Genomic DNA, 13103 nt, shown 5'->3' with positions numbered 1-13103 from the left:
GAGGAACGAACATGTTAGAGTTTGATACGGAGATGGATCAACTTGCAACAATAAAAGTAATAGGTGTTGGTGGCGGTGGAAATAATGCTGTAAACCGTATGATTGAACATGGGGTACAAGGTGTAGAATTTATCGCTGTTAATACCGATTCACAAGCATTGAATTTATCTAAAGCAGAAGTAAAAATTCAAATAGGCACAAAATTAACTAGAGGATTAGGGGCAGGTGCGAATCCGGAAGTAGGTAGAAAAGCAGCCGAAGAAAGTAAAGAACAACTAGAAGAAGTATTACAAGGTGCTGATATGATTTTTGTTACTGCTGGAATGGGCGGAGGTACAGGTACTGGGGCAGCTCCAGTTATTGCACAAGTAGCTAAAGAATTAGGTGCTTTAACAGTGGGCGTAGTGACTCGACCATTTACTTTTGAAGGTAGAAAACGTTCTACACAGGCAGTTTCAGGAATAGACGGTCTAAAATCAAGTGTAGATACACTTATTGTAATTCCAAATGATCGCTTATTAGAAATCATAGATAAGAATACACCTATGTTAGAAGCTTTCCGTGAAGCAGATAATGTGTTACGTCAAGGTGTTCAAGGCATATCTGATTTAATTGCTACACCGGGGTTAATTAATGTGGACTTTGCTGACGTTAAAACGATAATGTCTGACAAAGGATCGGCATTAATGGGGATCGGAGTAGCTACTGGAGAAAGTAGAGCAACTGAGGCTGCTAAAAAAGCTATTTCCTCTCCATTATTAGAAACTTCAATCGACGGTGCGCATGGTGTACTAATGAATATTACTGGTGGCGCAAATCTTAGCTTGTATGAAGTGCAAGAAGCAGCAGATATTGTAACATCAGCGGCTGATCAAGAAGTAAATGTAATATTTGGTTCAGTTATAAATGAAAACTTAAAAGAAGAAATTGTTGTGACAGTTATTGCAACAGGCTTTGATGAATCACAAATTGATACAGGTCAACCTAAAAAACGACCAATCGCTAAAAAGACTGCACCAACAAGTGAAAAAAGACGTGAACCTGTAAATCAAGAACCACAAGAACAACAAAGATACAAAGAAGAAGAAGATACCTTAGATATTCCTACCTTTTTGCGTAATAGGAATCGTCGAAGATAAATAAGGGTTTTTCAATTAAAAATAATAAAAAGGCTTCGATCATTCAGTAATGTTTGATCGAAGCCTTTTTTTGTTGAGTGTTTTTATATAAACTGTCCATCTTTCTGTACAAAGTTACCCTCAGTTTATTTTAACATTGGTTCTTTTGACAATATTACACGTAATTTCTTAAAAAATGCATATAACAACAGACAATATCTGACAGACATTGAAATTTGTTTTCGTTATACTAGTCACAACGAAGAGGTAAGAGAGGAGGTTAATAGATAATTATATACTTAGATGCGGTTTGGCTTCTTAATATCTTGCTGGATTGGATGATATTGTTATTAACTAGACATATGGCTAAGGTAAATGCAAAAAATTGGCCTATCTTTATTGGGGCCTGTGTCGCATCATTATTTGTACCTATAACAGTATTTTATCCATCCTCTATTTTACTTCATCCAGTCGGGAAATTATGTATATCCATATTAGTTATTATTATTGGATTTGGATTCAAACACCCTAAAAAGGTATGTCGCTTGTTGCTTACGTTTTATTTCGTTACTTTCGCACTAGGAGGAGCGCTAACAGCAATTCATTTTTTTCTTTCGAGCCCAGCTCAATTATCTCCGACAGGAATTGTAACGTGGAGTAGCGGTTTAGGTGATCCAATAAGTTGGACCTTTGTTATTTTTGGATTTCCAATTGTTTGGGTGTTTACCAAAAATCGTCTGGACAAGCACACTTTAACTCAATTCCAAGCAGATCAAATCATGCATGTATCGTTTCAATACAATAACATTATGGTCTCCACAACCGGTTATGTTGACAGTGGAAATCAATTAATTGATCCAATCACAAAAAAGAACATTGTGGTTTGTGATTATACAGTAATCAAACAGCTTTTTTCAGAGGAACAAATGAAACAAATGAAAAAAGCGCAAGAGGATTATCGATTTGAAAAGTTAGAGCAATACTTTTCAAAACCAATTGATATTGTTCCTTATCACGGTGTCTCGGGGCAACCACAATTCATGCTTGCATTTAAGCCGGAAAAATTCACTATTTACTATGATAATCAGCAAATACAAGCATCTAATGTAATTGTCGGAGTACAATTTGGTCAATTAGCTCCTGACGGAAGTTATCATTGTCTATTACATCCAGCTTTATTTAATCAAACTACTTTACAATTAGCTTAAGGGGGAAGAGGAATTGTTTAAAAAATGGCTTTTTCGTATAAAACTTAGTTGGTATACGATTCGGATAAAATTGGGGATAAAACCAAAAGAGATATATTATATTGGTGGAAGCGAAGCACTGCCACCTCCTTTATCAAAAGAGGAAGAACAAGTATTATTAAAAAAACTACCTGATGGTGATAAGGCAGCAAGGGCTATGTTAATAGAGCGGAATTTGCGTTTAGTGGTATACATAGCTAGAAAATTTGAAAATACGGGTATAAATATTGAAGATTTAATTAGCATTGGAACTATTGGCTTAATAAAGGCAATTAATACCTTTAATGTAGATAAAAAAATTAAATTAGCTACGTATGCATCTAGGTGTATAGAGAATGAAATTTTAATGTATTTAAGAAAGAATAATAAATTGAAATCAGAAGTATCATTTGATGAGCCCTTAAATATTGATTGGGATGGGAATGAGTTGCTATTATCTGATATTCTTGGCACAGATGAAGATATAACGATTAAAGACTTAGATGCAGATGTAGATAAAAAACTGTTAAAAAATGCTTTAGAGCAACTAAATGAGCGGGAGAAACAAATTATGGAACTACGCTTTGGTTTAGTTGGTAATCAAGAAAAAACGCAAAAAGATGTTGCTGATATGTTAGGTATTTCGCAATCATATATTTCGCGATTAGAAAAGAAAATTATTCGAAGACTTCAAAAAGAATTTAATAAAATGGTGTAATCCTTGTTACTACTGTGTTAGGAGGAGTTTTTTATTTAAAAAGGAAATTTTTCCTGCATAAAAGCTCTTCCCGGTGGTGATACTGTTCCATGAACAGCATCTCCAAACGGGAGGGTAAATCATGACAAAACATAAAGTTGAAATTTGCGGTGTAGATACATCTACATTACCTGTACTTAAAAATGACGAAATGCGTAAATTGTTTAAAGAAATGCAAGATGGTGACTTAAGTGCGCGAGAAAAATTAGTCAATGGAAATCTACGTTTAGTATTAAGTATTATACAACGATTTCAAAATCGTGGAGAGTATGGTGATGATTTATTTCAAGTAGGTTGCATCGGTTTGATGAAATCAATCGATAATTTTGATTTGAAGCAAAATGTTAGATTTTCTACTTACGCTGTACCTATGATTATTGGCGAAATTCGCCGTTATTTAAGGGATAATAATCCCATTCGTGTTTCTAGATCTTTACGTGACACGGCATATAAAGCATTACAAGTAAGAGAAAAGTTAATGAGCAAATCTTTAAAAGAGCCAACACCTATGGAGATTGCTAAAGAAATGGGTGTTCCACATGCTGACATAGTTTTTGCGATGGATGCCATTCAAGACCCCGTATCTTTATTTGAACCAATCTATAATGATGGTGGAGATCCTATTTTTGTAATGGATCAAATTAGCGATGATAAAGACAAAGAGGCTAATTGGCTAGATCAAATTTCATTAAAAGAAGGGATGCACCGTCTCAACGAACGGGAAAAAATGATTTTAACGAAACGTTTCTTTCAAGGGAAAACACAAATGGAGGTTGCTGAAGAGATTGGTATATCCCAGGCACAGGTTTCACGGTTAGAAAAAGCAGCAATGCAAGAAATGAATAAAGAAATGTTTGAATAAGGTATCAATAGTAAAATGAAATACTATTATTTAATATGATTTTTTGAGAAGCAGATACACCTGTACTAAAGGGGGTATCTGTTTTTTAAATATAATAGGTGATTGAATTTACTAATACCTATATAAACATGCTTCGTTCAGAAATTAAATTTAATTTCTTTTATACTTTTATAAATTAACCTGATTTTTCGGTGAAATAGATAAAAAAATAATAAACCTTGCATATAATCACTAGTAAAAGGTGGGGGTATGAATATGGTAACTTTAACAAATATGCAGTTAAAAGAGATTATCTTAGTAGAAAGTGGAGAGAAAATAGGGATGATTGTTGACCTAGATATTAACGAGGAAAAAGGAATAATCACACACTTAATTGTAGCCGCAAAGAACAAAGTTATTCCTTTGTTTGGGAAGCAAGAGGAAATTATAATTCCGTGGAAAGATATTGTTACGGTGGGTTCTGATGTTATTTTAATACAAACAAAGAAGAGTAATCTAGAATAATTAACAGGTTGTAGATTTATTAATAGTATCATTAAAGCTAAAAAATGAGTAATTTAAACATATTTCGATTTTCATAAGAATTTAATTCAATTATATGATAAAATAGTAAAAAATACGAAGGAGCGAATGATTTGGAACCTTTTATTCAAACTCATTCATCTATAGTTGAATTAAAAAATTGGCATGATAGTAATCCTAATTTAACTGTCGGACTTACTACACGGAAAGGCGGCGTTAGTGAACCACCGTTTGACTCCTTTAATTTAGGATTGCATGTGAATGATAACAAAGTAGATGTTCTGACTAATAGGAAGTTATTGAGTCAATTACTACATTACCCAATTGAGAACTGGGTGATGGGGGAACAAACACATGGGGTTGCAATCCATGTCGTTACACCAGATGATAAAGGAAAAGGTGCATTTCATGATTCAACAGCTCTCCAAGATACGGATGGTTTAATTACAAAGGAGAGAAACGTATTATTAAGTGCCATGTTTGCTGATTGTGTGCCACTTTATTTTTGGGATACATCGACTAATTGGATCGGGATTGCTCATGCAGGTTGGAAAGGTACTGTAAATCAAATGGCCGGTTGTATGGTTGAAAAATTACAGGAGCAGGGGGCAAATCTAGATACATTACTTGTTGCTATTGGTCCATCGATTGCTTACTGTAATTATGAAATTGACCAGTATGTATATGATCATATTCCGGCCAAATGGCGTAATCTTGTAACAAATCAGTTAGATAACTCTAATTACTTATTTAATCTCTCAAAACTAAACTATTATATTTTAATTGATCAAGGTATTCAACCAAAAAATATATATCAGTCAAGCCTATGCACATACAGTGATTCCTTGTTTTTTTCGCATCGCTACGAAAATGGACAAACAGGAAGAATGTTAGGTTATATTGGCAGAAGATGAAACCGAACAAATAGAAGGGGTAATGTGAATTGAGTGTACAAGCTAACTTAAATGATATACAAAAAAAAATAAGTGATGCATGTGCGGAAGTAGGTAGAAATCCTGATGAAGTCACGATTGTTGGGGTAACTAAATATGTCAGTATAGAGCGTGCTGCAGAAGCTATTGAAGCTGGTATCATTAACCTAGGTGAAAACCGAATGGAAGGCTTAAAAGAAAAGCGTGATCATTTAACTGATGAAGATATCGTCTGGCACTTTATTGGATCCCTCCAATCAAAGAAAGTGAAACATGTGATAAATGAGATTGATTTTATTCACTCACTTGACCGTTTATCATTAGCAAAAGAAATAAATAAACGATCGGTTAAGCGAATTTCATGTTTTATACAAGTAAATACAAGTGAAGAACAATCAAAGCACGGTCTACCAACATCAGAAGTAATTGATTTCATTAAAAAATTGCAAGATTATCCGAATATTCATGTCGTTGGTTTAATGACCATGGCGCCTCTAACTGAAGATGAGTCGTTCCTACGAGATACATTCCGTCAGTTACGAGCATTACGAGACGAAGTACAAGGTTTACATCTAGACTATGCCCCTTGTTCAGAATTATCTATGGGGATGAGTAATGACTACAACATTGCTATTGAAGAGGGTGCTACTTATATTCGAATCGGTTCAAGTCTTGTTGGAGCGAATGAATAAAGAGGTGAAAAAATGAGTATTAAGAATAAACTTAAAACGTTATTTTCTGTTGAAGATGAGTATGAATACGAATACACAGAAGAAGAACAAGAAGAGACAGAAAATATGTCTCGCAGCGAGAAACATCAACCACAAAATGTAGTGAGTTTAAAATCAGTAAAATCAACTGCAAAAGTTGTTCTTTGTGAACCTAGGTCCTATGATGAAACACAAGAAATTGCTGATCATATTGTGAATCGTCGTTCCGTCGTGATAAACTTACAAAGAATAGATTATCAACAAGCAAAACGAATTGTTGATTTTTTAGGAGGAACGGTATATGCTGTTTCAGGAGAAATGCAAAAATTAGGCCCGCATACTTTTTTATGTACGCCTGAGAATGTAGATGTTTCTGGTAGTATTACGCAGTTAGTAAGTGAAGAAGAAGATTTTGAACGAGGGTGGTAAATTATATGGGTTTGTATTCTATTATTTTAGGGTTAATTGACTTATATAGTATGGCATTGGTCATCTATATTTTAATGTCATGGTTTCCTGGTGCAAGAGAATCATCAATTGGAGAATTTTTGGCGAAAATCTGCGAACCTTATTTAGAGCCGTTTCGTAAAATAATTCCTCCAATAGGAATGTTAGATATCTCACCAATTGTAGCCATTTTAGTATTAACATATCTTATCCCACAAGGTGTTGGGGTTTTGTTTAGCTGGTTTATGTGGTAAAGGTGAAAAAATGGAAATATACCAACATTTTAGAAAAGAGGAACAACCGTTTATTGATCAGGTATTATCATGGAAAGATCAAGTAGAGATACAGCATAGAATAAAATACAGTGATTTTTTAGATCCACGAGAACAACAAATTTTTAAAAGCCTAATTGGGAATGACGACCAGTTTATTCTTCGGTTTTTTGGTGGGGGAGAACAAGCTGAAAGACAACAAGCGGTATTAGCTCCTTTCTATCACCTAATCGATTTGTCTGATTTTCCAATGGTTTTATTACAAGCAAGTTATCCAAATAAATTTGTTGCGATTAAACATCGTGATGTATTAGGTGCGTTTATTTCTCAAGGGTTAGTAAGACGGAAATTAGGAGATATTGTCATCGATGATCAACGCATTCAGATTGCGGTATCTGATGATATAGCTTCTTTTGTTGAATTGAATTTAAAATCCATAAAGAATGCATCCATACAATGGGATAGAGTTCCGATTGAAGAATCATTAAAAAGTAAAGAGCAATGGCATGAACGGCAAGCCACCGTTAGTAGCTTGCGATTAGATGTTTTAATTAAAGAAATATATCGAGTTTCTAGACAAACAGCTTCTCAAGCTATAAATAAAGGCCTCATTAAAGTGAATTTTAAAAAAGTAGAAGATCCAGCTTTCAAGATTGAGTCTGGTGATACTTTTTCCTTTCGAGGTAAAGGACGTAGTAAATTAGTTGAATTACTTGGTCAATCGAAAAAAGATAAGTGGATCATTAGGTACTCTATATTAATTTAAATAAAAGAAGCAGGATTTTTAACTATAATTGTCGAAATGTTGTATAGTAAAAACAAATATGTTTATAAAATACTTCATAAGGAGGTGGCCATTGTGCCATTGACACCATTGGATATCCATAACAAAGAGTTCACACGTGGTTTTAGAGGTTATGACGAAGATGAAGTAAATGAATTTTTAGATCAAGTAATTAAAGATTATGAATTAGTAATACGTGAAAAAAAGGAATTGAAGCAACAAGTAGAAGATATGAAAGAAAGATTAGGCCATTTTTCGAATATCGAGGAAACGTTAAATAAATCGATTTTAATTGCCCAAGAAACTGCTGAGGAAGTAAAAGGAAACGCTACAAAGGAATCCAAGCTAATTATTAAAGAGGCTGAAAAGAATGCAGATCGAATTATTAACGAAGCATTGCAAAAATCTCGACGAATTGCCATTGAGGTTGAAGAATTAAAAAAGCAAGCAAAAGTTTTCCGCACACGTTTAAAAATGCTTGTTGAAGCACAATTAGAGTTAATTGAGAACGATGATTGGGATGGATTACTCGATACGGCGATGGATGATGATGTTTATCAGGACCAAGAAGAATCAGAAACAAATAATTATTAGTCCTTGACGTTTTTGCTATTATTACATATAATTCATTCACATAAGGCTATACTATTATTAATATTTTAATTGGCAATGCAAGGGAGAGTAAAATAAGAAGAACTGTTTAAGCGAGTTAGGAATTGGTGAAAGCCTAACACAGTTTCTTATTTGAAGATCACCCTGAAGCTTCTCATTTGAAATTAGAGTAAAATGAGACGTATACATCACGTTACGATGCTGAGTGGATGAAGATATTAGTAGTTATCTTCATTTATGAAGGGTGGTACCGCGAGTCTTCTCGTCCCTTACAGGGATGTAGAGGACTTTTTTTATTTTCAAATAGTTTAAGTTTAAACGAAGGGTTGTTTTCTTTAATAGTAGATAACAAACCTTGACACCTGAATAAGAAAGAAATTGGAGGAGATATAATGGATTACAAGGATACGTTGTTAATGCCGAAAACAGGATTCCCAATGAGAGGAAATTTACCAAATAAGGAACCAAAGATGCAACAAGAATGGGAAGAAAAAGATTTATATCAACAGGTTCAAAAACGTACGGAAGGTAGACCTTTATTCATATTGCATGATGGCCCCCCATATGCAAACGGAGATTTACACATGGGGCATGCCTTAAATAAAATTTTAAAAGATTTCATTGTAAAATATAAATCAATGAGTGGTTTTCATGCCCCATATGTTCCTGGCTGGGATACGCACGGATTACCAATTGAACAAGCTTTAGCGAAGAAAAAAGTAAATCGTAAAAAAATGACAACTGCAGAGTTTAGAAGAAAATGTGCAGAATATGCTATGAAACAAGTAGATAATCAACGCACACAATTTAAGCAACTTGGTGTGCGTGGGGATTGGGATCATCCGTATATTACCTTAGAAAAGGAATATGAAGCAGCGCAAATTGAAGTATTTGGTGAGATGGCTAAAAAAGGTTACATTTATAAAGGATTAAAACCTGTTTACTGGTCACCATCATCTGAATCAGCACTTGCTGAAGCAGAAATCGAATATCAAGATAAACGATCTGCTTCTATTTACGTAGCATTTGACGTCAAAGAACCTGGCACATTATTAGATGGTGATGAGAAGTTTATCATTTGGACTACTACACCATGGACGATTCCTGCAAATTTAGCTATTGCAGTCCATCCTGAACTCTCCTATGCGGTTGTCAATGTATCTGGTCAAAAGTATATTGTTGCAGAAGATATGATTGATCAAATTGCAGAAGTTTTGAACTGGGAGAACCATGAAATAGTAAAAACATTTAAAGGAAACGATGCGGAAAGGTTAGTTGCTAAACACCCACTATATGATCGTGATTCCCTTGTTATTTTAGGTGATCATGTAACAACAGAAAGTGGTACAGGTCTTGTTCATACTGCACCTGGACACGGGGAAGATGACTTCAATATTGCAAAAAAATACGGTTTAGATGTATTATGTCCGGTAGATGAAAAAGGAGTATTTACTGACGAAGCACCTGGATTTGAAGGATTATTTTATGATGCAGCAAATAAAGAAATCACTCAAAAACTTGAGGAAGTAGGAGCATTACTACATCTTAACTTTATCACACATTCCTATCCACATGATTGGCGTACGAAAAAGCCAACCATTTTCCGTGCAACAAATCAGTGGTTTGCATCTATTAAAGATTTTAGAGAAGCTATTTTAGCTGAAATTAATCGAATCAATTGGGTGCCTAAGTGGGGAGAAACACGTCTTTATAATATGGTTCGTGATCGTGCAGATTGGTGTATTTCTCGTCAACGTACATGGGGAGTGCCAATTCCAGTATTTTACGGTGAAGATAAAACACCAATCATTACAGATGAAACGATTCAACACGTTTCCAAATTATTTAGAGAACATGGTTCTAACATTTGGTTTGAATGGGATACAAAAGATTTATTGCCAGAAGGATTTACATCAGAGCATAGCCCTAACGGCACATTTACTAAGGAAATGGATATTATGGATGTTTGGTTTGACTCTGGCTCATCTCATCAAGGCGTACTAGAAGAGAGACCAGAATTACGTCGCCCAGCAGATGTGTATTTAGAAGGTTCTGATCAATATCGTGGCTGGTTCAATTCATCTATTTCAACAGCTGTCGCAGTGACAGGAAAAGCACCATATGAAACAGTTATTAGTCATGGATTTGCTTTAGATGGTCAGGGACGTAAAATGAGTAAATCTGTTGGAAATGTCGTTGTTCCATCTAAAATTATGAAGCAATACGGTGCTGATATTCTTCGCCTTTGGGTAGCGTCTGTTGATTATCAAGCGGATGTTCGAATTTCTGATGAAATCATTAAACAAACATCGGAAGGGTATCGAAAAATTCGAAATACATTTAGATTCTTACTTGGAAATTTAGCAGATTTTGATCCGGAAAACGATGTGGTAGAAGATAGTAAATTGCAAGAAGTAGACCGTTATATGTTGCTTCGATTACAACAATTAATCAAAAAAGTGACAAAAGCTTATGATGCGTACGATTTCTCTACGGTTTATCATACCATTCATCATTTCTGTTCGATTGAATTAAGTGCCTTCTATTTAGATTTTGCAAAAGATATCTTATATATTGAAGCCAAAGAGAATCCGAGACGTCGTAGTATTCAAACAGTGTATTATGAAATCATTTCTAGTTTGGTGAAATTACTTGCGCCAATTCTTACACATACTGCTGAAGAAACATGGAGTTTCATTCCAGGTGTTCAAGAAGATAGTGTACAATTAACTGATATGCCAGTAGCACGAGAAATTACAAATCAAGAAGATCTACAAGAAAAATGGGATCTATTTATGAATGTACGTGATGATGTATTAAAAGCATTAGAAGAAGCACGTGTGGAAAAAGTTATTGGGAAATCTCTAGAAGCAAAATTAAAGATTACTGCTAATAGCGAAGAAACAAAGAATCTTTTAGAGAGTATTGAAGATTTACACCAATTATTCATTGTTTCTGAGGTAGAATTAGTAACTGATCTAACAAATGCAACAAATTATGAGCATGTGACAGTTAAGGTAGAAAAACATGAAGGTGAAAAATGTGAACGTTGTTGGGTAGCTTCAGATTCTGTTGGAGAAGTCGCTGAACACTCAGGTTTATGCGTTCGCTGTGCCACAATTGTTAAAAAACATTATCAAGATGAAATGTAAAAAAGCTAAATAAAGTAATTTTGTTTATAGTAGAATCTAATCAATAACTTAAGTTAATATTTTCCCCTTAAGGAAAACAGCAAAAAACAAATGTCTGTTTTCCTTAAGGGGAAGTTTTTGTATCCTATGTTTTGTATTTTTTGTAAAGAAACTATTTACAAACGCACAAAATAATCTAAAACTTTCTATATCATTATATTATGTTGTTGCTTGTGCATCTCTTTTGGCTTTTAAATCACTCATGATGTACTTCATAATAATGATACCAGTTAGACCACAAAGCATGATTAATATAGACATGATCTCCTTAGGAAATATTCCTCCAAGTGTAACAAACAAAGAACTAATCATCATAGAACCATTAAATACAAGACCATATACGGCCATATAAGAACTACGTTTATCATCTGTAGGAATACTTGCTAGAAAGTCAGATTGAATAGGTACACGCATAAGCTCACCAACTGTAGCAAGTATCATAAATCCGAACAATAACCAAATATTATTAAAAAAGCTGATACCTACATACCCAATAGTAAAAATCGCAATAGACCATAGAAATGTGTCACTTTCTTTAAAACGAGTTACTATTTTGGTGATAAAAACGGTTAGAACAACAACGATAATAGTATTTTCAGATTTTAGAAAACCTACCATCTCAACACCAGAAACGGCAAATCCCAAAATTTCTTGTATAGGCATGTCATTATTCAATCGAATGGCAATATAATTTTCTAATTGATTTTCGATTGATTGAATAAGGAGTCCAGCAACAACGAATAGAATAAACAGCTTATCTCCCGCAACATCTTTATAACTATGAAACATCTGTTTTAAGACGTTTTTATCATCTATAGTCTGTGGTTTTTCCATTGTTTCTGAGATAAAAAAGATAATTAATATATTTGAAGCGATACTCGTTAAAGTCATTGTTAATAATAATTCAAATAAATAATTATTAAATGTTAATGCGCCAAGGATCCCACCAACTGCAAAGGCAAGATTGAAGCTCCAATACAATAAAGCATACACTCCTTTTCGTTCACTAGGCTTGGTAATATCGATAATCATAGCATCAGCAGCTGGCCCATCTAATCCAAAAGATGCTGTAATTAAAATCGCCATAAGAAAGGTGATCTCAGGAGATAGCCAAATGGGAGAATTAGCAAGTGTCATGATGGAAAACGCAATCATTCGAATAACCCCAGCTAAAACCATTAATTTTTTTCTGCCAATTAGATCAGAATAATAACCCCCATATAAACCTACAAATAAACTAATGATTACATTTGCGATTAGCAGGATACCTGTTACTGTAGCTCCAAAATAGTTTGCAAAGTAAATTGCGATAAAAGGAAATATTGCACCTGCTACCATATCCGTTAAAAATATCTGACCTATTCTTATTTTAATATTCCTATGATAATTACGAAACGATCCCATATAAATTCGCCTACTTTCTTCTGCCTAATCCGTAATAAAACGGTAGCCATTTATATAATTGTATAAGTTTTGACAGCGTGTTAATAATACTTGATTCTCAAATAGCTTCCTACCATAGTAGTTTTTAATTGAACTAGATAGAGAGAAACAATTAGTGAACTGTTCTGTTGTTTAGCATATAGGAATAACGATACGGATGCGACAGTCTCTAGTCGGAAATTGTATCCTACTCAAATCTATAAAAGAAATGTTTGTTATAAAAAATT

The 13103-nt window shown here is 34.1% G+C and carries 13 protein-coding genes and 1 other annotated feature; of the genes, 12 read left to right on the top strand and 1 reads right to left on the bottom strand.

Features of this window, described 5'->3' with window-relative positions; all coding sequences use genetic code 11:
• Positions 1-11: 11 nt before the first annotated feature.
• The 12 genes from ftsZ to ileS all read left to right on the top strand — a co-directional run bounded on the left by ftsZ (position 12) and on the right by ileS (position 11394).
• Positions 12-1139, top strand: coding sequence for a cell division protein FtsZ (gene ftsZ, locus BN1058_RS10160; RefSeq protein ID WP_090856909.1), 1128 nt, complete (start codon positions 12-14; stop codon positions 1137-1139).
• Positions 1140-1405: 266 nt separating this feature from the next.
• A complete protein-coding gene (spoIIGA, locus tag BN1058_RS10155; RefSeq protein WP_369688260.1) occupies positions 1406-2326 on the top strand; it encodes a sigma-E processing peptidase SpoIIGA in 921 nt (306 codons plus the stop codon).
• A gap of 13 nt (positions 2327-2339) precedes the next feature.
• Positions 2340-3062, top strand: coding sequence for an RNA polymerase sporulation sigma factor SigE (gene sigE / locus BN1058_RS10150; RefSeq protein WP_090856903.1), 723 nt, complete (start codon positions 2340-2342; stop codon positions 3060-3062).
• A gap of 121 nt (positions 3063-3183) precedes the next feature.
• On the top strand, positions 3184-3963 hold the full coding sequence (sigG, locus tag BN1058_RS10145; protein ID WP_090856900.1) for an RNA polymerase sporulation sigma factor SigG: 780 nt from the start codon (positions 3184-3186) through the stop codon (positions 3961-3963).
• Between the two features lie 255 nt (positions 3964-4218).
• The gene (locus BN1058_RS10140) at positions 4219-4467 is read left to right on the top strand and encodes a YlmC/YmxH family sporulation protein (protein ID WP_176694494.1); all 249 of its coding nucleotides are present in this window, start codon (positions 4219-4221) and stop codon (positions 4465-4467) included.
• A gap of 131 nt (positions 4468-4598) precedes the next feature.
• Positions 4599-5399: a peptidoglycan editing factor PgeF gene (gene pgeF / locus BN1058_RS10135; RefSeq protein ID WP_090856894.1), complete on the top strand. Its 801-nt coding sequence runs from the start codon at positions 4599-4601 to the stop codon at positions 5397-5399.
• Between the two features lie 29 nt (positions 5400-5428).
• On the top strand, positions 5429-6109 hold the full coding sequence (locus BN1058_RS10130) for a YggS family pyridoxal phosphate-dependent enzyme (RefSeq protein ID WP_090856891.1): 681 nt from the start codon (positions 5429-5431) through the stop codon (positions 6107-6109).
• Between the two features lie 12 nt (positions 6110-6121).
• Positions 6122-6556, top strand: coding sequence for a cell division protein SepF (locus BN1058_RS10125; RefSeq protein WP_090856889.1), 435 nt, complete (start codon positions 6122-6124; stop codon positions 6554-6556).
• 5 nt (positions 6557-6561) lie between these two features.
• Complete coding sequence (locus BN1058_RS10120) at positions 6562-6828, top strand: YggT family protein (RefSeq protein WP_090856886.1); 267 nt, start codon at positions 6562-6564, stop codon at positions 6826-6828.
• Positions 6829-6838: 10 nt separating this feature from the next.
• Entirely contained in the window at positions 6839-7612 is a 774-nt protein-coding gene (locus BN1058_RS10115; RefSeq protein WP_090856883.1) for a YlmH family RNA-binding protein, read from the top strand.
• A gap of 93 nt (positions 7613-7705) precedes the next feature.
• Positions 7706-8224 carry a DivIVA domain-containing protein gene (locus BN1058_RS10110; protein ID WP_090856880.1) on the top strand — a complete coding sequence of 173 codons (519 nt, stop codon included), beginning with the start codon at positions 7706-7708 and terminating at the stop codon, positions 8222-8224.
• A gap of 66 nt (positions 8225-8290) precedes the next feature.
• Positions 8291-8515: a binding site (T-box leader), on the top strand.
• Positions 8516-8634: 119 nt separating this feature from the next.
• A complete protein-coding gene (gene ileS / locus BN1058_RS10105) occupies positions 8635-11394 on the top strand; it encodes an isoleucine--tRNA ligase (RefSeq protein WP_090856877.1) in 2760 nt (919 codons plus the stop codon).
• Between the two features lie 198 nt (positions 11395-11592).
• Here ileS and BN1058_RS10100 read toward each other — a convergent pair whose 3' ends face one another.
• Positions 11593-12837, bottom strand: a complete 1245-nt coding sequence (locus BN1058_RS10100) for an MFS transporter (RefSeq protein ID WP_090856874.1) — start codon at positions 12835-12837, stop codon at positions 11593-11595.
• Positions 12838-13103 lie beyond the last annotated feature (266 nt).

This window comes from Paraliobacillus sp. PM-2 (assembly GCF_001368815.1).
In the GTDB taxonomy this organism is placed as follows: Bacteria; Bacillota; Bacilli; order Bacillales; family Amphibacillaceae; genus Paraliobacillus.
The sequence above is the reverse complement of the archived record's forward strand: the minus strand, read 5'-3'. Positions and strand labels throughout refer to the sequence as shown.

What these genes read in the sequence shown, in the direction of transcription:
- ftsZ (WP_090856909.1), top strand. Translation starts at nt 12, where the DNA reads ATGTTAGAGTTTGATACGGAGATGGATCAACTTGCAACAATAAAAGTA.
- sigG (WP_090856900.1), top strand. Translation starts at nt 3,184, where the DNA reads ATGACAAAACATAAAGTTGAAATTTGCGGTGTAGATACATCTACATTA.
- BN1058_RS10140 (WP_176694494.1), top strand. Translation starts at nt 4,219, where the DNA reads ATGGTAACTTTAACAAATATGCAGTTAAAAGAGATTATCTTAGTAGAA.
- BN1058_RS10125 (WP_090856889.1), top strand. Translation starts at nt 6,122, where the DNA reads ATGAGTATTAAGAATAAACTTAAAACGTTATTTTCTGTTGAAGATGAG.
- BN1058_RS10120 (WP_090856886.1), top strand. Translation starts at nt 6,562, where the DNA reads ATGGGTTTGTATTCTATTATTTTAGGGTTAATTGACTTATATAGTATG.
- BN1058_RS10115 (WP_090856883.1), top strand. Translation starts at nt 6,839, where the DNA reads ATGGAAATATACCAACATTTTAGAAAAGAGGAACAACCGTTTATTGAT.
- ileS (WP_090856877.1), top strand. Translation starts at nt 8,635, where the DNA reads ATGGATTACAAGGATACGTTGTTAATGCCGAAAACAGGATTCCCAATG.
- BN1058_RS10100 (WP_090856874.1), bottom strand. Translation starts at nt 12,837, where the DNA reads ATGGGATCGTTTCGTAATTATCATAGGAATATTAAAATAAGAATAGGT.